The organism is Acidocella aquatica (genome assembly GCF_030160635.1).
Taxonomy (GTDB): Bacteria; Pseudomonadota; Alphaproteobacteria; order Acetobacterales; family Acetobacteraceae; genus Acidocella; species Acidocella aquatica.
Window position 1 is genome coordinate 299,613 of the sequence record NZ_BSOS01000067.1, and the last position, 25,449, is coordinate 325,061.

The 25,449-nt window shown below is 63.9% G+C and carries 24 protein-coding genes and 3 tRNA genes; 4 read left to right on the forward strand and 23 right to left on the reverse strand.

The annotated features are described in order from the left end of the window. Positions 1-31 precede the first annotated feature (31 nt). Genes QQJ84_RS12365 through QQJ84_RS12400 form a run of 8 tightly spaced genes read right to left on the reverse strand, consistent with a single transcriptional unit; the run spans position 32 to position 6,095 of the window. Positions 32-1,045 (reverse strand): phosphotransferase enzyme family protein, encoded by a 1,014-nt coding sequence (locus QQJ84_RS12365; RefSeq protein ID WP_284258517.1) that lies wholly within the window; start codon positions 1,043-1,045, stop codon positions 32-34. A 12-nt stretch (positions 1,046-1,057) separates the two neighbouring features. Continuing rightward, positions 1,058-1,699, reverse strand: coding sequence for a hypothetical protein (locus tag QQJ84_RS12370; protein WP_284258518.1), 642 nt, complete (start codon positions 1,697-1,699; stop codon positions 1,058-1,060). A 21-nt stretch (positions 1,700-1,720) separates the two neighbouring features. Next, positions 1,721-2,005 (reverse strand): BMC domain-containing protein, encoded by a 285-nt coding sequence (locus QQJ84_RS12375; protein WP_284258519.1) that lies wholly within the window; start codon positions 2,003-2,005, stop codon positions 1,721-1,723. 27 nt (positions 2,006-2,032) lie between these two features. After that, positions 2,033-2,290 carry a EutN/CcmL family microcompartment protein gene (locus QQJ84_RS12380; protein ID WP_284258520.1) on the reverse strand — a complete coding sequence of 86 codons (258 nt, stop codon included), beginning with the start codon at positions 2,288-2,290 and terminating at the stop codon, positions 2,033-2,035. Beyond that, positions 2,290-2,688 carry a hypothetical protein gene (locus QQJ84_RS12385; protein ID WP_284258521.1) on the reverse strand — a complete coding sequence of 133 codons (399 nt, stop codon included), beginning with the start codon at positions 2,686-2,688 and terminating at the stop codon, positions 2,290-2,292. The genes QQJ84_RS12380 and QQJ84_RS12385 overlap by 1 nt, the downstream gene beginning before the upstream one ends. Positions 2,689-2,690: 2 nt before the next feature. Beyond that, positions 2,691-3,290, reverse strand: a complete 600-nt coding sequence (locus tag QQJ84_RS12390; RefSeq protein WP_284258522.1) for a BMC domain-containing protein — start codon at positions 3,288-3,290, stop codon at positions 2,691-2,693. A gap of 2 nt (positions 3,291-3,292) precedes the next feature. Then, a complete protein-coding gene (locus QQJ84_RS12395) occupies positions 3,293-4,807 on the reverse strand; it encodes an aldehyde dehydrogenase family protein (protein WP_284258523.1) in 1,515 nt (504 codons plus the stop codon). Positions 4,808-4,820: 13 nt separating this feature from the next. Continuing rightward, positions 4,821-6,095, reverse strand: a complete 1,275-nt coding sequence (locus QQJ84_RS12400; RefSeq protein ID WP_284258524.1) for a class-III pyridoxal-phosphate-dependent aminotransferase — start codon at positions 6,093-6,095, stop codon at positions 4,821-4,823. Between the two features lie 173 nt (positions 6,096-6,268). Here QQJ84_RS12400 and QQJ84_RS12405 point away from each other — a divergent pair, with 173 nt between their 5' ends. The 3 genes from QQJ84_RS12405 to fabG all read left to right on the forward strand — a co-directional run bounded on the left by QQJ84_RS12405 (position 6,269) and on the right by fabG (position 9,704). Further along, positions 6,269-7,084: a DeoR/GlpR family DNA-binding transcription regulator gene (locus tag QQJ84_RS12405; RefSeq protein ID WP_284258525.1), complete on the forward strand. Its 816-nt coding sequence runs from the start codon at positions 6,269-6,271 to the stop codon at positions 7,082-7,084. A gap of 208 nt (positions 7,085-7,292) precedes the next feature. Then, a complete protein-coding gene (locus tag QQJ84_RS12410) occupies positions 7,293-8,816 on the forward strand; it encodes an APC family permease (protein ID WP_284258526.1) in 1,524 nt (507 codons plus the stop codon). A gap of 123 nt (positions 8,817-8,939) precedes the next feature. Continuing rightward, complete coding sequence (fabG, locus tag QQJ84_RS12415; protein WP_284258528.1) at positions 8,940-9,704, forward strand: 3-oxoacyl-ACP reductase FabG; 765 nt, start codon at positions 8,940-8,942, stop codon at positions 9,702-9,704. A gap of 58 nt (positions 9,705-9,762) precedes the next feature. Here the strand turns inward: fabG and QQJ84_RS12420 are convergent, their stop codons facing one another. The 7 genes from QQJ84_RS12420 to QQJ84_RS12450 all read right to left on the reverse strand — a co-directional run bounded on the left by QQJ84_RS12420 (position 9,763) and on the right by QQJ84_RS12450 (position 13,696). Then, entirely contained in the window at positions 9,763-11,319 is a 1,557-nt protein-coding gene (locus tag QQJ84_RS12420; protein WP_284258529.1) for a DHA2 family efflux MFS transporter permease subunit, read from the reverse strand. Between the two features lie 2 nt (positions 11,320-11,321). Further along, positions 11,322-12,335, reverse strand: a complete 1,014-nt coding sequence (locus QQJ84_RS12425; RefSeq protein ID WP_284258530.1) for an HlyD family secretion protein — start codon at positions 12,333-12,335, stop codon at positions 11,322-11,324. Between the two features lie 62 nt (positions 12,336-12,397). Further along, positions 12,398-12,928 (reverse strand): transcription termination/antitermination protein NusG, encoded by a 531-nt coding sequence (nusG, locus tag QQJ84_RS12430; protein WP_284258531.1) that lies wholly within the window; start codon positions 12,926-12,928, stop codon positions 12,398-12,400. Between the two features lie 10 nt (positions 12,929-12,938). After that, on the reverse strand, positions 12,939-13,133 hold the full coding sequence (gene secE / locus QQJ84_RS12435) for a preprotein translocase subunit SecE (RefSeq protein ID WP_284258533.1): 195 nt from the start codon (positions 13,131-13,133) through the stop codon (positions 12,939-12,941). A 41-nt stretch (positions 13,134-13,174) separates the two neighbouring features. Continuing rightward, positions 13,175-13,251 (reverse strand) — tRNA-Trp (locus QQJ84_RS12440). A 79-nt stretch (positions 13,252-13,330) separates the two neighbouring features. After that, positions 13,331-13,404 (reverse strand) — tRNA-Gly (locus QQJ84_RS12445). Positions 13,405-13,610: 206 nt separating this feature from the next. Further along, positions 13,611-13,696, reverse strand: a tRNA-Tyr gene (locus QQJ84_RS12450). A gap of 365 nt (positions 13,697-14,061) precedes the next feature. Between QQJ84_RS12450 and QQJ84_RS12455 the strand changes: the two genes are divergently transcribed. Continuing rightward, positions 14,062-14,835: a TrmH family RNA methyltransferase gene (locus QQJ84_RS12455; RefSeq protein ID WP_284258609.1), complete on the forward strand. Its 774-nt coding sequence runs from the start codon at positions 14,062-14,064 to the stop codon at positions 14,833-14,835. A gap of 162 nt (positions 14,836-14,997) precedes the next feature. Here the strand turns inward: QQJ84_RS12455 and QQJ84_RS12460 are convergent, their stop codons facing one another. From QQJ84_RS12460 to ilvD, 8 genes are all read right to left on the reverse strand, one after another. Then, complete coding sequence (locus QQJ84_RS12460; protein ID WP_284258534.1) at positions 14,998-15,600, reverse strand: histidine phosphatase family protein; 603 nt, start codon at positions 15,598-15,600, stop codon at positions 14,998-15,000. Next, positions 15,581-16,399, reverse strand: a complete 819-nt coding sequence (locus QQJ84_RS12465; protein WP_284258535.1) for a hypothetical protein — start codon at positions 16,397-16,399, stop codon at positions 15,581-15,583. The genes QQJ84_RS12460 and QQJ84_RS12465 overlap by 20 nt, the downstream gene beginning before the upstream one ends. Then, positions 16,396-18,210, reverse strand: a complete 1,815-nt coding sequence (locus tag QQJ84_RS12470) for an ABC transporter ATP-binding protein (protein WP_284258536.1) — start codon at positions 18,208-18,210, stop codon at positions 16,396-16,398. Before QQJ84_RS12470 ends, QQJ84_RS12465 begins: the two co-directional genes overlap by 4 nt. Next, positions 18,207-19,463: a glycosyltransferase family 4 protein gene (locus QQJ84_RS12475; RefSeq protein ID WP_284258537.1), complete on the reverse strand. Its 1,257-nt coding sequence runs from the start codon at positions 19,461-19,463 to the stop codon at positions 18,207-18,209. Before QQJ84_RS12475 ends, QQJ84_RS12470 begins: the two co-directional genes overlap by 4 nt. After that, positions 19,460-20,800 carry a glycosyltransferase gene (locus tag QQJ84_RS12480; protein ID WP_284258538.1) on the reverse strand — a complete coding sequence of 447 codons (1,341 nt, stop codon included), beginning with the start codon at positions 20,798-20,800 and terminating at the stop codon, positions 19,460-19,462. Before QQJ84_RS12480 ends, QQJ84_RS12475 begins: the two co-directional genes overlap by 4 nt. Further along, positions 20,797-22,086 carry a glycosyltransferase family protein gene (locus QQJ84_RS12485; protein WP_284258539.1) on the reverse strand — a complete coding sequence of 430 codons (1,290 nt, stop codon included), beginning with the start codon at positions 22,084-22,086 and terminating at the stop codon, positions 20,797-20,799. The genes QQJ84_RS12480 and QQJ84_RS12485 overlap by 4 nt, the downstream gene beginning before the upstream one ends. Before the next feature lie 233 nt (positions 22,087-22,319). Next, positions 22,320-23,451 (reverse strand): peptide chain release factor 2 gene (prfB, locus tag QQJ84_RS12490; RefSeq protein WP_284258540.1). Its coding sequence is split into 2 segments (ribosomal slippage): positions 22,320-23,381 and positions 23,383-23,451, totalling 1,131 coding nucleotides; the frame shifts between segments, so codons are not numbered across the junction. Between the two features lie 81 nt (positions 23,452-23,532). Beyond that, positions 23,533-25,383 (reverse strand): dihydroxy-acid dehydratase, encoded by a 1,851-nt coding sequence (gene ilvD / locus QQJ84_RS12495; protein ID WP_284258542.1) that lies wholly within the window; start codon positions 25,381-25,383, stop codon positions 23,533-23,535. Between the last annotated feature and the right edge of the window lie 66 nt (positions 25,384-25,449).

Here is a 25,449-nt window from a genome sequence, read left to right on the forward strand (position 1 = left end):
CAGGCATGAAATTTCTCGTTCAAACGAAACGCTAGCCGTATTTTGCCAAATAGGCGTCGCACAACCCCGCCGTACCCTGCGTATAGGCAATGCCCATCGCCTGCGCCGTTTCGGTTTCGGCGTGGGAGCCGATCCATGCCAGCAGCAGTATCCGGCGCAGCATGATGAAGGTCGGGATCTCGTCCTCGTCAGCCCGCGCCAGCGGCGTCACCCTGCGGTAGCCGGTTTTCCATGCCTCCAGCAGTTCGGGCACCTGCGGATCGTGCTCGTAGAATGATACCGGCGTTGCCGCATCATACATGAACCAGCTGAAGCCGCAGTCATCAAAATCAATCACCTTAACCACCGGGCCATCGACCAGCAGGTTCGCCAGCCGCAGATCGCAATGGATGAGGCCGAAACGGTCAGGCGGCTGCCCGTAGGCGGCAAGGCGCTTGCCGATGGCCGCCACGGTGCGGCCAAAGAGCGCGGCCAGGGGGGCATCAACGCCCATGCCGTCGCGCCAGCGCCCCCAATGCGGGTTGGTTTCGCCCAGCGCGGTTTCAAAATTCCAGATTGGGCGGGTGAACCAGACGGGGCGCTGCCACTGGCGGCTGTGCAGATGCATCCGGGCGGTTACCTCGCCCAGCACCTCGAAAGGTCCGGTGAGATTTTGCGTGATGCTCGGCTCCACCCCGTTTTCCCAATGGGAGAGAACCACGTTGCGCGCCTCTCCCATGCGCGGGTGGCGCAGGGTCTGGATCAATTCACCGTCCTTGCCGGGAACCGGTGCGGGTGTGACCACTACATGCTTCTCGCGCAGGTCGTTCAACCAGGCCAGCTCCGAGGCGATGGCCTGGCGGGAATGATAGCCAGCGCGATGCAGCCGCAGCGCCCAGCGCCGCCCGTCAGGCGCGCGCACGCGGTAGGTGGCGTTTTCGGAGAGATTGAGCAGATCAACTTCCAGCCCCTCGGGAAGATCGTAATGCCGCGTTGCCTGGCGGGCGAGTTCCAGAAGAATGTTCAGTTGCTGATCGTGGGAAAGTTTGTCGAACATCTCGGTCATTTCTGGATTCTCCTACGCTGCCCGGCCTTGGATGGCACCGAGGACCCGTTCGATTTCAGCCAGCCCCTTGTGCACATCCGCGGTTTTGCCGGACATATAAAGCCGGCCGGCCGCGCCGATCATCTGCACGTCGACCAGGGTTAATCCAGGCGCTGCCCTCTCCGCCTCATTGGCCGCGATCGCCGCGTAAAGTGCTGGCACCATCTCGACAATCAGCAAGGTATCACCGGGCAGAATCATCGAGGCCTGGCGGTTGCGGTTGATGATGACGGCGTGCTGGTCGGCGATGTCCTCGATGACATCGGTGTAGACGATTTTCGGCGCCAGCTGGTCTCCGGCCGCGAGGCCAAGGCCCGAGAGCATCGCCTGACCCGCCTGCAGAAGCTTCTCCTTGCTGTTGCCGTGAATTTCAAGAATCCCGAACTGGCGTTCAACGAAGAGGATTCCCGGCTCCAGGTCAGGGTCGGCCTTCAGCGCCAGGTCGATCACCCGCTCGATCATCAGGCCGGGGGCGATTTCGATGATGAGCGAATGCTGGCCGGCAAAGGGTGGATATCCGCGCGCCCGCGTGGGCGTGCCGAGATAGGCCGCGAATTGTGGCTGCAAGGTCTCCAGCAGGAGATAAACCCGCAGGTCTCCGCGCGCGGAATTCATCGATGCCGCCATGGCGCGCGATTATTTCGCGGGGGATGTAAGGAAGTATTTGGACACATCGGCGTGGGGGCGCGCGATGACGTGTACCGAGACCAAGGAGCCGACCTGCCCGGCGACTTCGGCCCCTGCTTCCGTGGCGGCCTTCACGGCGCCGACATCCCCGGCGATGACGACGGCGACGAGCCCGTCGCCCACTTCCTCGCGGCCGATGATGTTGACATTGGCCGCTTTGACCATGGCATCCGCGGCGGCGAGTGCGGCGACATAGCCTTTGGTTTCGATCATTCCGAGTGCGTTGCCTGACATGATATGCTCCTTGATGGTTTTAAGAGGTTAGGCGTTGGGATTGAGAGTTTCGTCGATCAGCCCGACGATTAAGGCGTCGACCGGCGGCGCCTTGCCGGGGAACCAGGATGCGGCGACCGAGCCGGTCGCCACGATGACCTTCTCGCCGATGCCGCAGCTCAAAGGATCGAAAGCCAGCATGGTCGAGGATGTGCCTTCAACCTGCACTTCGAGAATGGAACCGGCGGGCATCTCGCGCAGTTTTTTGGTGGACCAGATCCGGCCGGTCACCGTTGCTTTTATCATCAGCCTCTCCTCTCGAATCTAAGACTCATGCGGCGGGCGAAATCCTTGGCCAGGGGGGTCAGCACCGCGCCGGGCGCCAGGATGACATGCGCCCCGGCGGCAAGGCCGGTTAACCTGCGCTCGGAGACCACGCCCTCCAGCGGGGCCTGCGCGGGTGGGGGTATTTCACGGCTGGCGGGGCCGCAGGCCAGGGTGAAGCGCAGGGCGCCGGCGCGGATCGCCTCGATGGTGCCGGGGCTGGCAAGCCGCGCGATGAAGCCTTGCAGGTCGGCATCGGTGGCGATCCGCACGGGTTGCGGCGCGGGCGCGCTGCTTGCGGGTTTTTTCCCCGCCACCTCGCGCAGAATATCGCGGATCATCGCGCGCAGGTCAGATTCGGATAATGCGAGCCCGTTCATCCTCACGCTCCCAATGCCTGTTGCGCCGCCAGGGCCGCGGCCTTTACGTCGGATTCCGCCCCGGACAGGTAGAGCCTGCCCGTGGCGCCGATCATCCGGTAATCAACGAGCTTGATATTGGCGGCCTTTTCGGCGGCATTGGAGGCCAGGATCACATGGGCGGCCGGTTCTGTTTCGAGCACGAACAGGCTTTCTCCCGAGAGCACCATCGACCCGCCCTTGTTACGGTTGATTAAAAACGCATGGCCGGGATCGATGCGGCTGATGATCTTGGCGGCGAGGACTTTGGGTTTCATCGCATCGGCCGGGGATTTTTCCATGGCGGCCAGTACACTCGCCGCCGCCGCCTTGACCGCGGCAATGTCGCGCGAATGAATTTCCAGATAGCCGAACTGGCGTTCCACCACCAGGATTCCGCCCTGCACGTCGGCTGCCTTCAACGCGATATCCGTCAAGGCCTCAATATCGAGGCCAGGCGCCACCTCGATGATCTGCGCCGCCATGTTGCGGCGGGGCAGGGAACCTTTGATCCAGCTGCCCAGGTAGCACATGGTCTGTGGTTGCAGCTGGTCGAGGAAAATGAAGGAGCGGAGTGTTGCCATGACTATGCCGCCAACACCGCGCTGAGTTCTTCCAGGATGATCTGCCGCAGCTTCTGGCGCAGCGCCGTGCTGTCCTGCTCCAGGATCGCCGCGGCGGGCGGGGCGGCTGTGGGTTGCGGCAGGTTCAGCGGGTCGAGCCCTGCGAAATTGCCGAAAATCTCTGAACTTTCCCTATTGTAGGCAATGCGCGCGAACTGCACGAGATGGCGCGGTGTCAGATTTTCGGAAAGCGATGAGCCGCCCGCGAAGCCGGTGCCGATGGTCATTGATGGCCCTAGATAGGTCTCAAAGCCTGATGCACCGAGCGAGCAGCCCGCATTCACCGCCACGCGCAAGGCGGGGAGGGCGGCGCTGAAGGCCATGATATGCGCCTCATTATGTGAATGTATGGCGGCGGAATGGCCGCGCCCGGCGGTGCGCATCATGGACCGCGCGGAGGAGATTGCCTGGCCGATGCCGCCCACGCGCGCGAAGGCCAGCACCGGGCAGAGTTTTTCGCGAACCAGTTTTTCCTCGGGCTGCACCAGATCCACCGGTGTTACGAGAATTTTCGCGCCGGGCGCCGTGAAGCCAGCCTCGCGCGCGATGATGCCGGCGTCCTTGCCGATTATCGCGGTATTGAAGCCGTCATCGGTGAAAAGCAGGTTGCGTAGCTTGCTGGTTTCCTCCGGGGTGCAGATATGCGCGCCTTCCGCCCGCAGGGCCGTTAGCAGCGCATCGGCGATGGCGCTGAAGGCGAGCAGGGTGGATTCATTGGTGCATAGAATCGAATTATCGAAGGATTTTGAGGCAACAATCCGCTTCGCCGCCAGTTTTAAATCCGCCGTGTCGTCGACCAGCACCGGGGCGTTGCCGGGGCCGACCCCCAAGGCCGGATTGCCCGAGCGGTAGGCTGCCTTGACCACGGCCGGGCCGCCGGTTGCCACCACCAGATCAACCCGCGCATCCGCGATGAGTTTTTCGATCAGCGGGATGTTCGGCTCATCGATCACCTGGATGGCGCCCTCGGGCGCGCCCGCGGCCTGGGCGGCTTGCGCCAGCATCCGCGCGGCATCGGCGCAGACGGATTTGCCTCCGGGGTGCGGCGAGAGGATGATGGCATTGCGGGTCATCAGCGCCATGAGCGTTTTGAAATAGATGGTGGAGACCGGATTGGTCACCGGGATCAGCGCGAAAATAACGCCGGCGGGGCGTGGCAACTCAACGATTTTGCTGGCGGCGTCGATGCGGGGGGAGACGAAATCCTCCGCCCCGTAAAGCTCCACCAGCCCTTTTGAGCAGGCCTCGTTTTTTTGGCGTTTGTGCGCGGCCACGCCCATGCCGGTTTCGCGCACCGCCCATTCGGCGTAGAATTGCGACTTGGCATAGGCGGCGGCGGCGGCGGCCTGAACCACGCGCGCGGTTGCGGTGTGATCCATCATCTGGAACCGCGACACCGCCCAGCGCGCGCGCTCTATTTTGAGCATGGCTTGTTCGTAGGCTGCGTCTGGAATTTTCAGCAGAGCTTGTTCTGGCACGAATAAACCCCCTTTATTTGGTGGCGGCGCGAATCAGCTCGCGCGCGCGCGGCATCGCCGCATCGAACCGGTCGATGATTTCCTCGCACATCGCGTGGCTGAGCAAAACGCCAGGTTTCCACTGCAACACCCGTTTGTCGAGCGAGGAGAAGATCGCCCATATGCCATGCTCATACAGCGCCCGCGAGGCATAGACGGCGCCTTCGGGGTGGTTGAATTCCAGCCCCAGAATGACCCCGCGCTGGCGCACGCCGGTGAAGATGTCGCCATGGCGGCGCATCATCTCCGCCATCATTTCGTGGAAAAACGCGCTCACGGCGTGAACATTGGCGATTGTCTCGGGGCGCAGCAGCATCTCCAGCACTTTGTGCCCGACCACGCAGCCAAGCTCCGCCCCGCCGGAGGTGGAAATATGCGCGGCGCCATCCTCGTTTAGCCAGCCGCCGGCGCGCTCGTTCACCAGGCAGGCGGAAATCGGGTATAGCCCGCCCGAGAGGCCCTTTGCCGTGACCATGATATCCGGCTGGATGCCGTAGGTCTGCCAGCCCCAGAGTTCGCCGCAGCGCATCAGCCCGGTTTGGACCTCGTCGGCGATATAGAGAGCACCGTATTTTTCGCAGAGCGCCTTGCACGCGGCGAGGTAGCCCTCATTGGGCAGGGGAAAACCGTAGGTGGCTGGAATCGTCTCCATGATCAGCGCCGCGATGTCGCCTGATTTCAGCGCCTGTTCCATGGCGCCAATGTCGTTGAAGGGCACATGGAAAAAGACATCAGGCTGGTCGGCGAGGAAGATTTTGCTGAAACGCTCGTCGCCGGTGGCGACGGAAAGCCCGCCGTGGCCGTGGTAGCCTTTGATGATCGAGACGATCTTGCGCCGTTTGGTGGCGTAGCGCGCGGATTTGATGGCGATGTCGACCGCTTCAGCGCCACCGGCGCCAAAAATGGCGTATTTCATGCCGGGCGTGGCCTTGATCAGCGCCTCGGACAAGGCCGCGCGCGCCACCGAGGGGAACCAGTGGTTGCCGATGTCAAAATAGTCGAGCGCGCCCTTCAGCGTCTCGATCAGCTCTGGATGGCGATGACCGAAATTAAAGGTGCCGCCGTTGAGATGAAGGTCGATGAGGCGGCGGCCGTCCATGTCATAGAGGCAATAGCCCTCGCGCCGGCCGATGACGAGGTCGATACCGGCTTTTTGCCAGAACAGGGTTTTGTCCGGATTCCAGTAGCGGATCGCGGTATCGAGGCATTCCTGTTTGTTCTCAAACTTGAAGTGGCCGTAGTCGAACATGGGCGCGTCCTTTGGGATTTTTTTGCGCGACTTACAATAGAAAATGTTTGAAGCATGTCATTTTATACTTGTCAACTTACAAATATTGGTTGTTCCTGGCGATGAATGTTGGCAAGCCGGGTAAAAATGCGTCAGGCTGGTGTTGGGCTTTTGGGTTGTGCCATAAAGCGGGCATGACCAGCCCATTCCCCCGCCTGAGCAAGGCCGAACGTCAGTCGCGGATCATCGCCGAATTACGCGCCACGCCCAGCCTGCGTGTGAACATGCTCTCCGAGCGCCTCAGGGTGTCGACAGAGACTGTGCGGCGCGATCTGGCGGAGCTTGATGATGCCGGGCTGATCAGCCGCACCTATGGGGGCGCCATGCGTTCGGTGCCGTTCGAGCCGGCCATTTCCGTGCGCGAGGGGCTGATGATCGCCGAACGCGAGAGCATTGCGCAAGCCGCGGTTCAGCTGGTGGAGCGCAATGATATATTGATGATCGGTGGCGGCGCCACGACCTTGCATGTGGCCCGGCGCCTGTCGGTGGCCTTTAATGACCTCACCGTCATTACCCATGCTTTCTCCATCGCCGCCGCCATCGCGGCCAACCCCACGCATAAGGTGCTGATGCTCCCCGGGCAGTTTGAGGGACGCGAGGGGTTGATCCATGGCCCGGAGACCATTGATGCGTTGCAACGGTTTCATGCCAACAAGGCGTTTTTGGGCGCCAGCGGCCTTACGGCCGAGGGGCCGAATGATGCCGGAATCGGCCCGGGGCTGACCTATGGCACCATGATGCGGCGGGCGGCGCACAGCATCATCGTGGCGGACCATTCCAAGTTCGAGAAACCCTCGCTGACGGTTTATGGCCGCTGGTCGGCCGCAACCACACTGGTGACAGACCAGCGCCCCAAGGGGAAACTCGCCGCCGCACTGTTGCATGCCAATACCAATGTCATCGAGGCGGCGCCCGAGCCGGTGCAAAAACCGGCGCAAAAACCGGATTAAACCGGGGGCCATTCGCGCCAGAACAGTAAAAATCCACCGTGCGTGGAATAAATGCGGGCTGGAGGGCTTTTTAGCCGAACGACCAGCTAGACAAACGGTTCTCGCTCAAATTAAGTATAACGAAGACATGAACCCAATTAATTTGGGGATAAACAACATCAACAACACAGCATCAATAAAAGACTTTAATAAATAAAAGGGCATTTTGATGGAAAAAAAACAAGCGGCCGGCGCAATTGATATTTCGACGGATACCAAGGTTAACAAACTACACGGCAAGGCTGTTGGGCTGATCGGTGTTCTCTTCCTCACCGTTACGGGTGCCGCGCCGGAATCGGCCATGTTGGGCAATGTGCCTTTCGCCGCCGGGTACGGCAACGGAATTTATGCTCCCTCGGCTTTTGTGCTTGCCACCATCGTGCTGGTCATTTTCTGTGTCGGCTATGCCACCATGGCCGGCAGGGTTTCCTCGGTCGGCGGATTCTATTCCTACATCTCTCAGGGGCTTGGGCGCGAAGTCGGCATGGCGGCGGGGTTCACCTCGCTGGCCTGCTACTCCATCTTCGAAGCTTCGCTGTATGGGCTTTTCGCTTATTTCGCCAATCTGTGGCTTACCACAAATCTCGGCATCAATATCGGCTGGGCCTGGCTGGCCATGGCGGCGCTGGTGGGGGCTGGTGTGCTCTCGGTGCGCGATGTCAAGCTCAGCGCAAAGGTTCTGGGCGTGTCGCTGGTGCTGGAAACATTGGTGCTGTTGATTTTCGGCTTCGGTGTGCTGTTTGCCCATAAGGGCACCAGCCTTTCGGCGGAATCCTTCAATCTGTTGCAGGTCACCAAGGCGGTGGCGGCGCAGAAGGTGGGGAGCACGGTGATCCCGGCGGGTGCCGCGGCGGTTGGGATTTTCATGGCCTTCTGGTCTTGGGTCGGCTTTGAGATGGCGCCGAACTATGCCGAGGAAAGCCATGCCCCAAAGCGGGTGGTGCCGCTCTCGCTCTATATCTCCGTTGTATTTTTGGGCGTGTTCTACACCTTTATTTGCTGGTGCGCGGTTTCAGCCTACCCTGACCAGGGCAGCATGCTGGCTCAGGCGGTCAATGACTCGGGAGATTTCTTTCTCGCACCCATGCGCCAGTTTGTCGGGCCCTGGGGATCGCAGCTGATGAGCATTCTGATTATTACCAGCTCATTTGCCTGCGGCATGGCCTTCCACAACACCGCGGCGCGCTACATGTACTCTTTGGGCCGTGAGGGCGTGTTGCCAAGCCATTTGGGCAAGACCCACGACATTGTGCACAGCCCGCATATTGCTTCGGTGACACAATCGGTTCTGGCGGCGGCGTGGATTCTGTTGTTTGGTGTGTTCAACGGTTTTGATAATCCGATGAACCAGGCTTATCTCGGTGTTTATACCTTGTTCGCGGTGCTGGGCACGGGCATGTTGCTAGTGTTGCAGGCGCTGGTTTCGGTGGCGATCTGGAATTACTTCCGCAAGAATGGTGGCGGCAGTGTGTTCAAGACGGTCATCGCGCCCTGGTTCTCGTTTTTTGCGCAGATATGGCTGGTTTATCTGCTGGTGGCGAATCTGGTTACCTTCGCCGGCACCAGCGCCTTTGCCAATGCCATCCCGATGATCGGGCTCGCGATTATTGTTATCGGACTGGTTTGGGGGTTTGTGCTCAAGCACATCAACCCGGAAGGATACAAAAACATCGGGCATATGGTGAACGAATAATCCGTGACGAAATGGTCAGGCCGCCAATTTGCGCGGCCTGACCGGGTGTCCTTGTTATTTTGAAATTCGCAAGACCCTGAATAAGGCGATTGCGAACATGCGAAGCGGGGTACGGAAGAAAACATGACAGCATCGTTGAACGGACGTAGCGTTGCCGTGACGGGCGGTTCAAAAGGCATCGGGCGCGGCATCGCCGAGGTATTTGCAAAGTCCGGTGCGAAAGTCGCCATTTTGGCCCGCGACGGCGAACAAGCCGCAGCCGCGGCCCGGGCCATCGGGCATGGCGCGTTTGGCATCTCGGGGGATATCACCTCGGCCCAGAGCCTGGCCGCGGCTTTCGCCGAAATCGCCCGGCGCAATGGCGGCATGGATGTGCTTTGCGCCAATGCGGGAATATTCCCGCCCGCCCCGTTGGAGGAAATGACCGAAGCGCAGTGGGATTTGGTGAACAATACCAACCTCAAAGGCACGTTTCTCTCGGTGCAGGCGGCGCTGCCCTACCTCAAGAAATCCAGCCAGGGGCGCATCGTGCTCACATCCTCCATCACCGGCCCGGTAACCGGCTATCCAGGCTGGGCGCATTACGGCGCCACCAAGGCGGGGCAACTCGGCTTTATGAGAACCGCGTGCCTGGAGCTGGCAAAATATGGCATCACCGTAAACGCCGTGCTGCCGGGCAATATCCTTACCGAAGGTTTGGCCGGCATGGGCGAGGATTATCAGAAATCGATGGCGGCCGCGGTGCCGCTCAAGCGCCTGGGCACGGTGGAGGATATCGGCCACGCCGCGCTTTATTTCGCCTCGAAGGAGGCTGGTTATGTCACCGGCCAAACGATCATTGTTGATGGGGGGCAGATTTTGCCGGAGAGCCAGGACGCTTTGGCGTAATGAGCGATATCAGATTTTTCCGGGGTTAGAGCCTGATCGCCTTAAGTGCGATCAGGCTCTAGTGCGCGCCGGGGGCGGCGCGGCCGGAGGGTTTGTGCAGGAACAGCGCCACGGCGCTGGCGGCGACCATGCCGGTACCCAGCATGGCGAAGGCGTCGCCATACGCCAGATAAAACGACTGCGCCTGCACGCTGCGCCCCAGGGCCAGGATGGCGGCGTGGCGGGCGCTCTGGGGGGCCACCATGCCGCGCGTGGCGAAATAGTGTTGTAGCAGGCCCAGGCGCTGGCGGGTGGCCGGGTTGAGCAGGCTGATATGGGGCATTATGATCGCGGAATGGAATTTTTCGCGGTTGGTGACAAAGGTCTGGACCACCGCGATGCCGATGGCGCCGCCGAGATTGCGCAGCATGTTGAAGAGGGAAGACGCCGAACCCGCATCCCGGAACGGAATGCCGGCGGTGACGATCTGGGTGATCGGCGGGAAAACCAGTGCCTGACCGACGGCGCGGATGATATTGGGGATGAGCAGCTGCGGGCCGCTGTCGTCGGGCCCCAGATGCATGTTCATGAAGGAGCTGATGGCGAACAGGATGAAACCGGTGAGCAGCAGGCGCCGGGAGTCGAACAGGCGCATCAGATAGGGCATGAAGGGTATGATGAGGAGCTGGGGCAGGCCGATCCAGGCCATGACCATGCCGGTCTGGCGGGCGCCGTAGCCATGCGCCTCGGCCAGATAGATGGGGATAAGATAAACCGCGGCATACAGCACGAAACCGAGCAGCGTGTTGCAGATGCTGGAAAGCGCGAAATTGCGCCGCGCGAACAGGCGCAGGTTGAGCAGCGGCGCCTTGTTGCCTGGCCGCAGCTCCTGAAACAGAAACAAGCTTAATGAAACGGCGGAGATAATGGAGAGGCGTGTGATGAAGGACGAGCCGAACCAGTCATCCTTATTGCCCTCCTCCAGCACCACCTGCAGCGTCCCCAGCCCGAGGCCCATGCTGACAATGCCCAGCCAGTCGCCCTTGGCGAATTTTTTGAGCTGCATCGGCGCCGGGGCCAGGCCCCAGATGAGCGCGCTCAGCATGACCGCGCCTGGCACCAGGTTGAGGAAGAAAATATAACGCCAACCGTAAACATCGGTGATGAGGCCGCCAATGGAGGGGCCGATGGCCGGAGCAAAGGTGGCCGAAAGCGCGCTGCCGGCGAAACCGATGGGGCGCACATGCTCGGGCAGCAATGTGATGACGCACATCAGCGCCAGCGGGATGAGCACGCCGCCGGAAAAGCCCTGGATCGCACGCAGCGTCACCATCTCGGGGAAATTGGTCGCGAGGCCGCAGGCGACAGAAAACAGCAGAAACATCACGGTACTGCCGATTAAATACCGGCGCAGCGAAAAAACCTCTGACAGCCAGCCCGATAAAGGAATCACGGTGATCTCGCCCACCAGATAGGCGGTCGAAATCCAGCCGCCATTATCCAGCCCCGTGCCGATGCCGCCCTGAATATCGGGCAGCGAGGTGTTCACCACCTGAATATTCAAAATCGCCATGAACGCGCCAATCAAGGCCCCGCCGACCGCCACCCGTGTCCGTAACGGAACAGTGCTGGGCACGATCACGGTTCCGGGCGGGTGTTGATGGTTGGCTCGACCGAGAGGCCGGGGCGCAGGGCGCCGATTGCGGCAGGGGTCAGGTTGAGGACGATTTTAACCGGGACACGCTGGATGACCTTGGTGAAGTTGCCGGTGGCGTTATCCGGCGGCAGGAGCGCGAATTCCTGGGCGGAGGCCGGGGCGATGGAGTCGACGGTTCCGGTGACTTTCAGATCGGGGAAGGCATCCACGGTAAGGCTGACGGGCTGGCCCGGCTGGATGCTGGTGATCTGGTTTTCCTTGTAGTTGGCGATGACATAGACCTGGGAAAGCGGCACGACGGCCATGATCTGGGTGCCGGGCTGCAGGTAGTCGCCCACGGCGACAGATTTGGCGCCGATCGTGCCATCGAACGGGCTGGTGATTTTGGTATGGCTGAGGTCGAGCGCGGCCTGGGTGGCGGCGGCGCTGGCCTGGGCGAGCGATGCCTTGAGAACGTCAACCTCGGTGATGGCCCCCTCGAGCGCGGCCTGGCCGGCGCTGAGGGTGGCCTGGGCGATGGTGAGGTCGCTATTGGCCTGTTCGCGCGCCTGTTCGGGGCTGGCGCCTGAGGCTGAGAGGCTGGCGTAGCGGTGCTGGTTTTTTTGGGCGAAGGCGAGGCGGGCCGCATCGCCCTGAATCTGCGCCTGCGCCGCGGCGATTTTGGCCTGTTGGAGGGTGAGTTGGGCCGCCGCGGTGATCTGGGCGGCGCGGGCGGCGGCGCGGGCGATCTGGTAGTCGCGCGGGTCGAGGCTCACGAGCAGGTCGCCCTGGTGGACGTTCTGGCCGTCGCGCACGGCGACGCCGGTGACATAACCGCTGATTTTCGGGGCGATGAGGCTGGAGTCCGCCGCGATATAGGCATCATCGGTGCTGACGAGATATTGCCCGATGAGCAGGTAGTGGACCAGCCAGGCGAGGAAGGCGATGAGGGCAATGACGCCGGCCGCGACAAAGGGCCAGCGTTTGGCGGGGGGCGATGCAGTCACGTCAGACACAGGAACCCCTTGCAATCATTATGGTTCCGCAGATGGGGCCGCCCCCGGAAATTACAAGGTGGTCAGACTTTCTCCACCTGGCCATATTCCAGGTCGACCGGGGTGGAGCGCCCGAAGATGGAGACGGAGACTTTGACGCGGCCTTTATCCTCATCGACTTCCTCGACGATGCCGTTGAAGCTGGTGAAGGGGCCGTCCGCGACGCGGACCTGCTCGCCGATTTCGAACAGCACGGCGGGGCGGCGGTGCTCGGTGCCTTCCTGCGCCTGCTTCATGATGCGCTCGGCCTCGGAGTCGGGGATCGGGCTCGGGCGGGTCTTGCTGCCCAGGAAGCCAGTGACCTTGGGAACGTCCTTCACCAGATGCCAGGCGTCGTCCGACATGTCCATGTTGATGAGGACGTAGCCGGGGAAGAACTTGCGCTCGGTGTTCACTTTTTGGGCGCGGCGGATCTCGGTCACTTCCTCGACCGGCACCACGATATCGCCGATGGCGTCGGACAGGCCCTTCAGCTCAGCCTGTTCCTTGATCTGGGTGGCGATCTTCTTCTCGAAGCCCGAATACACATGGAGGACGTACCAACGCTTGGCCATAAAAAATTCCTTAACTTCCGACGCCGAAGAGGGCGCGCATGCCGGCGCCGATGATCTGATCAACGGTCAGAAAAAATACCGCGGTCAACACGACCATGCCGAGCACAATGCCCGTGGTCTGCAGGGTTTCCTTACGCGAGGGCCAGGTGGTCTTGGCCGCTTCGGCACGGACTTCGCGCGAGAATTTAACCAGGTTGAACGCCAAAGAGACAAACTCCGAAAACAGCCGTTATGTGCTGGGGTGGATGGCAGGGGCGGAGGGTCTCGAACTCTCAACCTCCGGTTTTGGAGACCGGCGCTCTAGCCAATTGAGCTACGCCCCTATCCTAACCAGCACGAAACCGGCGTTCCACACGCTGGCGCGCTTTGTGTCAAGTCTCCGGGTGAAAATGCCCGGAAATATGGAGCGGGTGACGGGAATCGAACCCGCACAACTAGCTTGGAAGGCTAGGACTCTACCGTTGAGCTACACCCGCGCGCCGCCATGGTTAAGCCAAGAGGCAGGGCTGAGTAAACCCCATTGTACTTGAGACGTTGCGCCAACACCGTCACCAAATGCGCTAGGCTGAGCCGGGTGGCGTGCAGTTCTGAGCATCGGAGCGCAGCGTACGCATGTACGTGAGCACCGGAGCGCAGCAAAACCGCGGCAGATGGCCCACCTGAGTGCATTTTGGAGCTATGGTGGTGGAAGGGGTTGGATTCGAACCAACGTAGGCGTACGCCAGCGGATTTACAGTCCGCCCCCTTTAGCCACTCGGGCACCCTTCCGTATGGGCTGTCATTTCCCCGATCACGCTTTGGTTGTCAACGTAATGCTCTGGGGTAAAATCGGTCCGGCCAGTTTTTGGCGCGCATTTTCATTCGCCTGACTGGAAACAAGCGTTTCCAATCAGGCGAATATTGCTCTAGATGCCCGCATGACACAAAATCGCCCCCCAAGATCAAAATCCGGCCGCCCTGGTGAAAAGCCCTCAAACCGGGCCGGCGAGAAGCCATTTGAGCGCACGGGCGGCAAGCCCCGGGGCCGGACGGGCGAAAAGCCGGAAAGCGGGCCAAGAAAATTTGATGGGCCGAAGTTGAGCCTGCCCGGCGGGCGTGGCGCCAAGCCGGAGCGCCCGACCGACCGGCCGCCGATGCGGGAAAATTTTGCCCGCGGGCAGGCAAAGGCCCCCGCCGTGCCCAATGGCGCGGTGTGGCTATATGGCACCCATGCGGTCGCCGCGGCCCTGGGGAACCCGGCGCGGCGGTTGCGCCGGCTGGTGATCACCGAGGAGGCACAGGCCTCGCTGGCGGCTGAGCGGCCGCTGCCTTGGCCGATTCAGCCGGAAGTGGCGGCGCGCGAGAGGATCGACCAGCTGCTCGGCGCGCGCCAGGGCAGCGGCATTGTGCACCAGGGCGTGGCGCTGCTCACCGACCAGCTGGTGGCGCCGCCGCTGCTGGACGCGCTGAAGCGCCCGGGGCCGATTTTGGTGCTCGACCAGATTTCCGACCCGCGCAACATCGGCGCGCTGATGCGCACGGCGCAGGCGTTCGGTGCCTCCATGGTCATCGCCCAGGAGCGCAATGCGCCCGAGGAGACCGGGGCGCTGGCGAAGGTGGCCTCGGGCGCGCTGGAGATGATCCCGCTGCTGCGGATCGTGAATATCTCCCGTGCGCTTATCGTGCTCAAATCCGCCGATGTGTGGGTTGTGGGGCTGGATGGGACATCACCCAACAAGCTGAATGGGGAAGCCTTCGGCGGGCGCCGTGTGGCTCTGGTGCTGGGCAGCGAAGGCGAGGGCATGCGCCGCCTGACCCGCGAGACGTGCGACGAGGTTGCGGCATTGGGCATGCCGGGCGGGATGGAGAGCCTGAATGTCTCCGCCGCCGGGGCCGTGGCCTTGTATGAGCTGACGCGCAGCTTTTAGAGTGCGATCGTTTGAGGTTCGCTCAACCCAGCGAGCCGAAAGCGTGAATCGCCCTCAGAAAAATAGCCAGAGCCTGATCGCGCTTAAAGCGATCAGGCTCTAAACCGATGAAATTGATCGTAAAACATACGCTCTAGCGTATTCAGCCATGGGCTGAAGCCGCTATAAATTCTTCTCCGGGGGCAGCCAGAATAATGTGCTGGTCGGCACGCGGATATGCCGGAAATCCGCAGGTGCGAGCAGGCCGGTTTCAACCAGGGCAAGTTTGATCCAGATCGCGTGGGTGACCAGCAGCACGCTTTGGGCGTGCGCCGCGCGGCGCCAAGTGGAGAGCGCCGCGCGCACGCGCGGGCGCATGTCCGCCAGAGAGCCGCCGCCGGGAAACCTGGCGCTCTCGGGGGTGTGTTTCCATTCGCGCAGCAGGCCGGGCCAGGAGGATTTGATTTCCGGCTGGGTCAGGCCCTCCCAGGCGCCGTAGCTGATCTCGCTCAGGTTATCGTCGGTTTCCGGTGAGGCGAGATTGGCGGCCGATGCGAGAATGGCGGCGGTTTGGCGGGCGCGTTGCAGGGGGCTGGTGACGATCTGGCCGATGGCCTGGCCGTGCAGGGTTGCGGCCAGGGTGGCGGCCTCGGCGATGCCCTGCGGGCAAAGCGGGGGGTCGGCGCGGCCTTGGTAGCGGCCGGCGAGAGTCCACGCCGTGGCGCCATGGCGCACCAGGGCGAGCCGCGGGGCTGGGGCTGGCATTTCAGTAATGGATCGCGACACCCGCGATAATCCGCTGGCCGGCGTGCATGGATTTTCCGGCGATGTCGGCATCGTATTCGATGAAGGGGCGGAAGATGGGGGTGAGGCGGTATTGCGCGCCGATGCCCAGGCGCAACAGATTGTAGATTTCCCCCTGGTCGGCCGAGGAGAGCACATGCTGCTGCTGGATCGTGTTCACGAAGAACACGGTGCCGGTGAAGCTCAGGCGCTGGGTGGCGCGGGCTGAGAGGTCAAGTTCGGCGCGCAGCTGGGTGGCGCCGCCATCGAGGAAGACGCGCGGGCCGGCGATGAGCGTGGCGGTGAGGGGGCCTTCGTGGAGGCCAAATTGCGCGTCCGGCTCGACAGCCCAGCGGCCGGTGCCAAGTGCTGGCGCGGGTTTGGGGGCGCCGGTGGGGAAGATGACGTTGAAGGTGAGAGAGTCAGCGAAAGCCTGCGTCTGGGTCAGACCATAATTCAGGCCGAGCTCCTGGTCCTGCACGCCGGTGCTGGTGTGCGTGGTGCCCAGGTGGGACAGGCGGGCCTGGGCGAAGCGGAGGTCGTATTCGAGGGAGAGGTTGTAGCCGATGCCAGCCACGCCGGAGATGCGGAACTGGTTGAGGTTGAGTTTGGAGGACGGGGTTGTGCTGGTGCTGAAATGGCTGGGTGAGAAGTGATGGTCAGCCGAATAAAGGCGCACCTCGGGCTTGATGACGCCATCGCCGGGGGCGGGGATCCAGGGGTCGGCCAGGGCGGCGCCGCTGGTGAGGATGGCGGCCAGGGTGAGGGCGGCGGTGGCGAGGCGGCGGGAATTGCGGGTCATGGGCCAACCAGCCGCAGCGGTGCCGGGGCCGGTTCGTCGTGCAATGAATTCCATAGTCTTTCGTAGACTCCGTGTGATTTGAGAAGATTGCCGTGCTGGCCGCGCTCCACGATGCGGCCTTGGTCGAGCACCAGGATTTCATCGGCGCTCATGACCGTGGCGAGGCGGTGGGCGATGGTGAGGGCGGCGCGTTGCCGTGTTAGGGTTTGCAGCGCCTGCATGATCTGGCGCTCGGTGTTTGAATCGAGGCTGCTGCTGGGCTCGTCGAGGATGACGATGGGGGCGTCGCTGAGCATGGCGCGCGCGATGGCCACGCATTGGCGCTGGCCGCCCGAGAGGCTCTGGCCGCGCTCGCTGACCTGGGTGTCAAAACCTTCGGGCAGGCGGTTTATAAGGTCTTCCACGCCGGCCTCGCGCGCGGCGGCGATGGCTTCATCGCGCCCGGCGCCGTGTTTTCCGTAGGCGATGTTCTCCCACACGGTGGCTTGGAACAATACGGGCTCCTGCAGAACCAGCGTGACCTGCTGGCGCAGATAGGCGAGCGGGAGGGTGCGGATGTCGGTGCCGTCGAGCAGGATGGCGCCGCAGGTGGGGTCAAAGAAGCGGGGGATGAGGCTGGCGATGGTGGTTTTGCCCGAGCCGGTGGCGCCGACCAGGGCGGTGGTGCGGCCGGTCTCCAGGGTGAAGGAGATGTTGTGCAGTACCTCGCGGCCGGGTTTGTAGGCGAAGCCGGCGTTTTGGAAGGCGATGCGCCGGGCCGGGGTTGCGGGGGCGATGGCGCCGGGGGCGTCGGCGACGGTGGGGCGCTCGATCCAGCATTCGCCGATGCGCTCCAGCGCGATGATGGCGCGGCTGAAGACGCGGCCGGTTTTGGCGAGCTGGCGGGCCGGGGTGGCGAAGCCGCGCAGATAGGCGAGGAAGACCAGAAGCTCGCCCGCCGAGAGGCTGCCGCCGATGACGCGCACGGCGCCGTACCAGGCGATGATGCCGGTGGCGAGGCTGATGGCGAGGCTCATGACCGAGCCGAATTGCGACTGGATGGCGTTGGCGCGCAGCCCGGCGCGCAGGCTCTCGCCGGCATGGGCGGTGAAGCGGCTGTCCTCGTGTTTTTCGCGCGCAAAGGCCTGGACGACCTGGACGCAGGCGAGGATCTCCTGGGTCAGGCCGGATAGCACGCCATCGTTCTGGCGAAGGTGGCGCACGGCTTTGCGCAGGCGGCGGCTGTAGAACACGGTGATGAGCACGAGCGGCGGGACGGCGGCCAGGGTAAGCAGGGCGTAGCGCCAGTCCAGCCAGAACATCACCACGGCCATGCCGATGATGGTGACGATATGGGGCAACAGGTCAACGCCCAGGGAGGAGATGAAGTCCTGCAATTGTTTGGCGTCCTCGCTCAGGCGCAGGGTCAGCTCGCCGCCGCGGCGGCGGCGGTGGAAGGCGAGGGAGAGGCGCTGGAGATGGGCGAACAGGTCAAACCGGATGGCGAACATGATGCGCTGGCCGGTGTCGAGCAGGAGGCGGCTGCCGGCGTAGACGAGCAGGGCGTCAAGCGCGCCGAGGCCGAGCATGGTCAGGCCCAGGGTGTCGAGCAGGAGCATGCGGTGGGTGAGCGGGTCCGGCAGGATGGCGCCGAGGAAATGGCCGAGGGGGTGCTGGAAGATGACGTTGTCAACAATGGCCTTGAGCGGCCAGGGCAGCAGCAGCAGCACCATGGCGCGGGCGGACATGATGGCGCCGCCAGTGCTCAGCATGGGCCATTCCGGGCGCAGGTAGCGCAGCAGCCACCAGTGCAGGCTGGGGGGCTTGCTCATGCCATTGTCATGCGGGCGGGCAAATTTTCCGGGGCGAGGGTGAGAATGCGGCCAACCACGGCCGCCCAGCCGCGCCCGGCGGCATCCTGCGCGGCGGCGGCGCCCATGGTGGCGCGGGCGGCGGGGTTAGCGAGCAGCCCGGCGATGGCGGCGCGGCACTGCGCGGCGTCGCCCGGGGCATAGAGCATGCCGTTTTGGCCGTGGCGGATGACGGTGCTGATCTCGCCGATGTCCGGCGCCACGACCGGGCGGCCGGAGGCGAGGGATTCGACGATTTTCATAGGCGAGAAGTAGAAATCAGGCTGCGGAAGGTAGGGGGCTGCCGTGAGGGTCATGGCGCTGAGCCAGGCGGGGATTTCATCATGCGCGACGCGGCCGGGCATGATGACGCGCGCGCCCAGGCCGAGGGCGGCGGCGCGGGCCTGGACGGCTTCGCGCTCCGGGCCCTCGCCAACGGCGAGAAGGTGCAGCGTGGGGAATTGCGGCAGGAGGTCTGCGAAGACATCGAGCAGGAAGGAGACGCCGTGCCAGGGCTTGAAGCTGCCGATGAAGCCGAGGACGGGGGCGTCGCCGAGGTTGAGACGCTGGCGAAGCGCGTTGCCGGCGGCGGCATCGGCGGTGAAACGGGTGAGGTCAACGCCGTTGGGGACGATATGGACGTTGCGGCTGTGGCCGAGGACGGCGCCCACATGTTCGGCGACGCCGCCGGAGACGGCGATGATGGCATCCGCGCCGCGGTAGGAGGCGCGCTCGGTGCGTTGCGCCTGGGCCTCCAGGCGCAGGCCGCGGAAGGTGCGCTGTTCGTGGATCAGCGGGGCGTTGACCTCAAGCAGCCGGGGGACGCCGTAATGGGCGGCGATGGCGGCGCCCGAGCAGTGGAACAGGGCGTGACGCTCGTAGACGAGGTCTGGCACGAAGTTGATGGCCGCGAGGGCTTCGTAGATTTTCTCGGGGGCGGTGAGGTCGTAGGCGAGGCGGGTGAGTTCGCGGCTGGTGATCGGGTCTTCCAGCGCGGAGAGGGGGAGTTTGGCGGCGGCGCATTCGGAGGCCAGGCGCGCGGCGGAGGGCTTGCCGCCGACATGGAGCAGATGCGCGGGCGGGTGGGGGTTGCCTTCGCCCAGCGTGGCGCAGGCGAGCAGGACTTCGTGGCCCAGGGTGTCCGCCGCGTTGATGAAGGAGCGGACGTGGACGGAGGCGCCCTTGTCGCCCAGGACGGGGATGCCGCGATCAAGGTTCAGGTAGAGGATTTTCATGATTGGGCGCCTTCGGCCAGCGGTGCGTCGGCATGGAGGGCTTTGCGGGGGGTGGGGGCGCAGTCCAGGCAGGCGATGAGGCCGTGCAGGCGGCGGGTGGTGGTCCAGAGGTCAAAATCGCGCTCCAGCAGGGCGCGGCCCTGGGCGGCGAGGCGCAGGGCGAGGGGGCGGTCGCGCAGGAGCTGTTCCATGGCCTGGGCGAGGGCGGCGGGGTCACGCGGGGGGACGAGCAGGCCGGTCTCGAGGTTGCGGACCAGCTCGGGGATGCCCGAAACATCGGTGGAGACGACGGGCAGGCCGATGGCCATGGCTTCGGCGATGACGTTGGGGATGCCGTCGCGGTCGCCGTCGTCGGCGATGCGCGGGGGGAGGGCGAAGAGGTCAGCGGTGGCGTAGAGGGCGATCAGGCTGGCGTGGGTCATGGCGCCGGAAAGCGTGACGAGGTCTTCCAGCCCGGCGGATTTGATCTGGTCCTGCAAGGCATTGCGCAGCGGGCCTTCGCCAATGATGCGGCAGCGGAAGGCGATGCCCGATGCCTTGAGCAGGGCGCAGGCGGAGATGAGGTCGTTCAGGCCTTTTTTGGGGACGAGGCGGCCGACGGAGAGGATCAGCGGTGGTGCAGCCTGGGCGGGGGTGGCGGCGGGGCGGGCGTTGAACATGTCCAGGTCGATGCCGTGGTAGATCAGGTTGATCTTGCCGGCGGGGTGGCCCTGGATGTCTTCAAGGTAGCGCGCGTTGTAGCCGGTGCAGGTGACGACGAATTCGGCGGCGCGGGTGCGGCGCGCGATGATGGGCTTGCGGGTGAGGTAGAGGTCTTTCGCGTGGGCGGTGAAGCTGAAGGGGATGCCCGACATCAGGCTGGCGAAATGCGCGACGGCGGTGGGGGTGTTGGCGAAATGGGCGTGGATATGGGCGATGCCCTGGGCCCGGCACGCGGTGGCGACATAGCCGGCGCGCACGAAATGCTTCCAGACCGCCAGGGGGCTTGAGGAGGTGGCGGACCACTGAAGCGCGCGCGCGGTGGCGCCGAGATAGCGCAGCGGGGCGGCGGTGAACGCCTTGGCGTGGGAGGCGGCGAGGCGCTTGAGCTTGGCGCCCCAGGCGGCGGGGAGGACATACAGCGGCGCCGCGACCTGCGCGACCATGGGGTGGTGCGGCGGCGGCTCGGGCTGCAGCAGGGAGAAGATGCGCAGGTCCGCGCCGAGGCGCTCCATGGCACGGATCTCGTTGATGATGAAGGTCTCGGTCAGGCGCGGGTAGCGCTTCATGATATAGGCGACGGGGCCGGGGGCGATCGCGTAGGCGCTCGCGGCGGATTTTTGTGACAGGGAACTCATATGAGGCTGGCTTCCACATGGTGGCCGGAGGCGAGCAGGGCGGAGACGCGCTCGGCGCCGTCAAGGTCAAGCGCGGCCCAGACGGATTCGGGTATTGGCGGCCTGGACAGGCAGGAGGGCACCATGGCGGCCAGTTGGGCGGCGATATCCGTGTCGGGCTCCACCATATCGGCTAGGCCGAGGGCAGCGAGCAGGCGGGCGCGCATCAGTTGTTCGGCGCGCGGGGCGGCGCGGGGGACGAGGATGGCGGGTTTTTTCTCGGCGATGATCTCGGCGCTGGTGTTGTAGCCGGCCATGGCGATGACCAGGCTGGCGGCGCGCAGGCTGGGGACGAGGTTGGTGGTGAAATCCACCAGTTCGACGTCATCGCACATGGCGGCGGCGGCGTGGAGGGCGGCGCTCTCGTGCGCGGCCATCAGCGGGCCGAGCACGATGACGGAATAACGCGGGCCGGGGGCCATTTTCGGCAAGGCCTCGAGATAGGCGCTCATGAGGAAGAAACCGTCGCCGCCGCCGCCCGCGGTGACGAGGACGACGGGGCGGCCTCCGGCGCGGGCGGTATCCCAGCAGGGGGCGGTCTCATGGGTGGAATGGGCCTCGGGCTGGGCGACGACATGGCCGCAATAGACCACTTTTTTGGCGTTTTCCTTGGAGATGCCGTAGCCCTCGACCACGTTGAACAGGGCGCGGCTACCGTAAACCAGGATATTGTCATAGGCGTGGTCGAGCAGGGCGTGGATGTTTTGCTCCCGCCAGACGGCGCGGACGTTTTCGGGACTGTCCAAAATGTCGCGCAGGCCGAGCATGACGCGGGTGTGGGGGTGTTCCTGGCGGATCAGGGCCAGGGTGGAGAGAAGTTCGCCGTTCATGCCGGCGGGGGCGTGGTCAACGAGAAATACATCCGGCTGGTCGCGCAGCACGAGCTTGAGGATCAGCGCCTCGCGGTAGCCCTTGACCATGCCGAAAAGCTGACCTTTGGCCCGGGCCTCGTAGCTCTCGGCGCCGGTTTTAACGACCGGAGGGAGAGGCTGGACCTGTAGGCCGGGGGGTAGGTCCCATTGGTCAATAACCGGGGAGCCGGTGAGCAGGAGGACGGAGAATTTACCGTTACAGGCGAGCAGCCGGTGGGCGATGGCGAGGTTACGCCGCAGGTGACCGAGGCCGAAGGTATCGTGCGAGTAGAGGAAGACCTTGATGGGGCCGTTGGGCCGGGCCGGGGCGCGGCCGAATGCCGTGGCAGGTATGGCGATGGGTTGGGCCGGTTCCGCGGAGGAAAGGTTTTGCACGTTGATGTCCCGCCTATGAGCAGTTTCGGGATTTATTTTTGTGGAACTTTGTACCACAGTCAAGTTACAAAACTGATATTTTCGGGGGAAATTGTGTGTGACGGTTTCGTGACGAATTTTTCTGGGTGTCGCGTTATTTATTGGCGCAGGGGGTAGGTTCGGGAGATGCCAGCTTGCGCTGGCATGACGATGGAGGGCGGGGTGGTGGCGATGGTGGGGAGGGCTGGCGGGGGTTATTGCGCCATTGCGGAGGCGTCGGAGCGGGTGGCGCCGACGCGGGCGGCCAGGGAGGCGGCCATGAAGGGGTCGAGGTTGCCGTCGAGCACCGCGGCGGGGTTGCCGGTCTCGTAGTTGGTGCGCAGGTCCTTCACCAGCTGGTAGGGGGCGAGGACGTAGGAGCGGATCTGGTGGCCCCAGCCGATGTCGGTTTTCGCGGCTTCGATGCTCGCGGAGGCGGCTTCGCGCTTTTGCAGCTCCATCTCGTACATGCGGGCCTTGAGCATGTTCATGGCGGTGGCGCGGTTGCGGTGCTGGGAGCGGTCGGTCTGGCAGGCGACGATGATGCCGGTGGGGACGTGGGTGATGCGGATGGCGGATTCGGTTTTGTTCACGTGCTGGCCGCCCGCACCCGAGGCGCGGAAGGTGTCAACCTTCAGGTCGGCGGGGTTGATCTCGATCTCGATGGTGTCGTCGACCACCGGGTAGACCCAGACGGAAGAGAAGCTGGTGTGGCGGCGCGCCGCGGAATCATAGGGCGAGATGCGGACCAGGCGGTGGACGCCGGATTCGGTCTTCAGCCAGCCATAGGCGTTGGGGCCGGAGATCTGCATGGTGACGGATTTGATGCCGGCCTGCTCGCCTTCGGACATGTCAAGGATTTCGACTTTAAAGCCGCGGCGCTCGGCCCAGCGCATATACATGCGCTGGAGCATCTGCGCCCAGTCCTGCGCCTCGGTGCCGCCGGAGCCGGCGTTGATTTCCATGAAGGCGTCGCGGCCATCGGCCTCGCCGGAGAGCAGGCTCTCGATTTCGCGGGTTTTGGCTTGTTCGGCCAGGGTGGCGAGGTTGGCCAGAGCGTCCTTCACCAGGGCGGCGTCGCCTTCGGCTTCGGCCATTTCGACCAGCTCGATTGTGTCGGCGGTTTCACGTTCCAGCGCGAGGACGCCATCGATGAGCCCGGCGAGGCGGCCGCGCTCGCGCATCACCACCTGGGCGGCTTCGGCGTTGTTCCAGAGGGAGGGGTCTTGTGCGCGCGCGTCTAGTTCGGCGCGTTTGATGAGGGCGGCATCCCAGTCAAAGATGCCTCCTCAGCAAGGCGACCGAACGGCCGATCTGCTCGTTTAACTGATCTGATTCTGCTGACATGGGAGGGGTATATAGAGGAAGTTGCGGGGAATGACAGGGGGGCGAGAGGATGGGTGGCGCTTCGCTTACCCATCCTACGGGTTACCGGCGGGTTAGTTGGGTGACATCACGCACGGCGCCGCGGGCGGCGCTGGTGGTGAGGGCGGCGTAGGCTTGCAATGCCTGGGAGACCACGCGGGTGCGGTTGGGCTTCCAGGCATCCGGGCCGCGGGCCTCCATGGCGAGGCGGCGGGCGGCCAGGGTTTCAACTGACAAGGCGGCGCGCAGGATGCGGTTGGGGATGTCGATTTCGATGGTGTCGCCTTCTTCCAACAGGCCGATGTCGCCGCCTTCGGCGGCTTCGGGGGAGACGTGGCCGATGGAGAGGCCCGCTGTGCCGCCGGAGAAGCGGCCGTCAGTCACCAAAGCGCAGACTTTGCCCAGGCCTTTGGATTTGAGGTAGCTGGTGGGGTAGAGCATCTCCTGCATGCCGGGGCCGCCTTTGGGGCCTTCGTAGCGGATGATCACCACATCGCCCGCGACGATGCGGTTGCCGAGGATGGCGGAGACCGCGTCGTCCTGGCTCTCAAAAATGCGCGCGGGGCCGGTGAAGACCAGGGCGGAGGGGTCAACCCCCGCGGTTTTGACGATGGCGCCGTCGAGCGCGATGTTGCCGGAGAGGACGGCGAGGCCGCCATCGGGGCTGAAGGCGTGGGCGATGTCGCGGATGACGCCTTTTGAACGGTCGAGGTCCAGCTCGTCATAACGGCGGCTCTGGCTGAAGGCCTGGGTGGTGCGGATGCCGCCGGGGGCGGCGAGGTAGAGGCTGCGGGCGGCGTCAGAGGCGGGGCCTGCGATGTCCCACTGGGCGATGGCCTCGCCGACGCTGGGGGTGTGGACGGTGGGCAGGCTTGTGTGGATCAGCCCGGCGCGGCTGAGTTCGCCCAAAATGGCGAAGATGCCGCCGGCGCGGTGGACGTCCTCCATGTGGACATCGGATTTTGAGGGCGCGACCTTGCAGAGATTGGGGACGCGGCGGGAGAGATGGTCGATGTCTTCCATGGTGAAGGGGATTTCGCCCTCATGCGCGGCGGCGAGCAGGTGGAGCACCGTGTTGGTGGAGCCGCCCATGGCGATGTCAAGCGACATGGCGTTCTGGAAGGCCTCGAAACTGGCGATGGAGCGGGGGAGGACGCTGGCGTCGTCCTGCTCGTACCAGCGTTTGGCAAGTTTCACGATGGTGCGGCCGGCTTCGAGGAAGAGCTCACGGCGGTCAGCGTGGGTGGCGAGCAGGCTGCCGTTGCCGGGCAGGGAGAGGCCGAGCGCCTCGGTGAGGCAGTTCATGGAATTGGCGGTGAACATGCCCGAGCAAGAGCCGCAGGTGGGGCAGGCGGAGCGCTCGACGGCATCGGTTTCGGCGTCAGTCACCGAAGGGTCAGCCGCGGCGACCATGGCGGTGATGAGGTCGGCGCGCTCAGTTTTGCCGCCGTGGATGTATTTGCCGGCTTCCATCGGGCCGCCGGAGACGAAGACGGTGGGGATGTTGAGGCGCATCGCGGCCATGAGCATGCCGGGGGTGATTTTGTCGCAGTTGGAGATGCAGACCAGGGCGTCGGCGCAATGGGCGTTGACCATGTATTCGACGGAATCAGCGATCAGCTCGCGCGAGGGCAGGCTGTAGAGCATCCCGGAATGGCCCATGGCGATGCCGTCATCGACCGCGATGGTGTTGAATTCCTTGGCGACGCCGCCAACGGACTCGATCTCGCGGGCGACCATCTGGCCGAGGTCTTTCAGGTGGACGTGGCCGGGGACGAACTGGGTGAAGGAATTGGCGATGGCGATGATGGGTTTGCCGAAATCGCCGTCCTGCATGCCGGTGGCGCGCCAGAGGCTGCGCGCGCCTGCCATGTTGCGGCCGTGGGTGGTGGTGCGGGAGCGGTATGCCGGCATGGGGTGTGTCCTAATTGGTGTCGTCCAGGGGGCATAAATTCACCTGTTTGCGGGCAAAGGCAAGCT

Excerpts from the sequence above, each read along its gene's own strand:
- QQJ84_RS12405 (WP_284258525.1), top strand. The coding sequence starts at position 6,269 with ATGACCAGCCCATTCCCCCGCCTGAGCAAGGCCGAACGTCAGTCGCGG.
- ilvD (WP_284258542.1), bottom strand. The coding sequence starts at position 25,383 with ATGCCGGCATACCGCTCCCGCACCACCACCCACGGCCGCAACATGGCA.
- QQJ84_RS12465 (WP_284258535.1), bottom strand. The coding sequence starts at position 16,399 with ATGACCCGCAATTCCCGCCGCCTCGCCACCGCCGCCCTCACCCTGGCC.
- QQJ84_RS12365 (WP_284258517.1), bottom strand. The coding sequence starts at position 1,045 with ATGACCGAGATGTTCGACAAACTTTCCCACGATCAGCAACTGAACATT.
- QQJ84_RS12470 (WP_284258536.1), bottom strand. The coding sequence starts at position 18,210 with ATGAGCAAGCCCCCCAGCCTGCACTGGTGGCTGCTGCGCTACCTGCGC.
- QQJ84_RS12375 (WP_284258519.1), bottom strand. The coding sequence starts at position 2,005 with ATGTCAGGCAACGCACTCGGAATGATCGAAACCAAAGGCTATGTCGCC.
- QQJ84_RS12455 (WP_284258609.1), top strand. The coding sequence starts at position 14,062 with ATGCGGGAAAATTTTGCCCGCGGGCAGGCAAAGGCCCCCGCCGTGCCC.
- QQJ84_RS12400 (WP_284258524.1), bottom strand. The coding sequence starts at position 6,095 with ATGTTCGACTACGGCCACTTCAAGTTTGAGAACAAACAGGAATGCCTC.
- QQJ84_RS12385 (WP_284258521.1), bottom strand. The coding sequence starts at position 2,688 with ATGAACGGGCTCGCATTATCCGAATCTGACCTGCGCGCGATGATCCGC.
- QQJ84_RS12370 (WP_284258518.1), bottom strand. The coding sequence starts at position 1,699 with ATGAATTCCGCGCGCGGAGACCTGCGGGTTTATCTCCTGCTGGAGACC.
- QQJ84_RS12390 (WP_284258522.1), bottom strand. The coding sequence starts at position 3,290 with ATGGCAACACTCCGCTCCTTCATTTTCCTCGACCAGCTGCAACCACAG.
- fabG (WP_284258528.1), top strand. The coding sequence starts at position 8,940 with ATGACAGCATCGTTGAACGGACGTAGCGTTGCCGTGACGGGCGGTTCA.
- QQJ84_RS12410 (WP_284258526.1), top strand. The coding sequence starts at position 7,293 with ATGGAAAAAAAACAAGCGGCCGGCGCAATTGATATTTCGACGGATACC.
- QQJ84_RS12380 (WP_284258520.1), bottom strand. The coding sequence starts at position 2,290 with ATGATAAAAGCAACGGTGACCGGCCGGATCTGGTCCACCAAAAAACTG.
- QQJ84_RS12475 (WP_284258537.1), bottom strand. The coding sequence starts at position 19,463 with ATGAAAATCCTCTACCTGAACCTTGATCGCGGCATCCCCGTCCTGGGC.
- nusG (WP_284258531.1), bottom strand. The coding sequence starts at position 12,928 with ATGGCCAAGCGTTGGTACGTCCTCCATGTGTATTCGGGCTTCGAGAAG.
- QQJ84_RS12480 (WP_284258538.1), bottom strand. The coding sequence starts at position 20,800 with ATGAGTTCCCTGTCACAAAAATCCGCCGCGAGCGCCTACGCGATCGCC.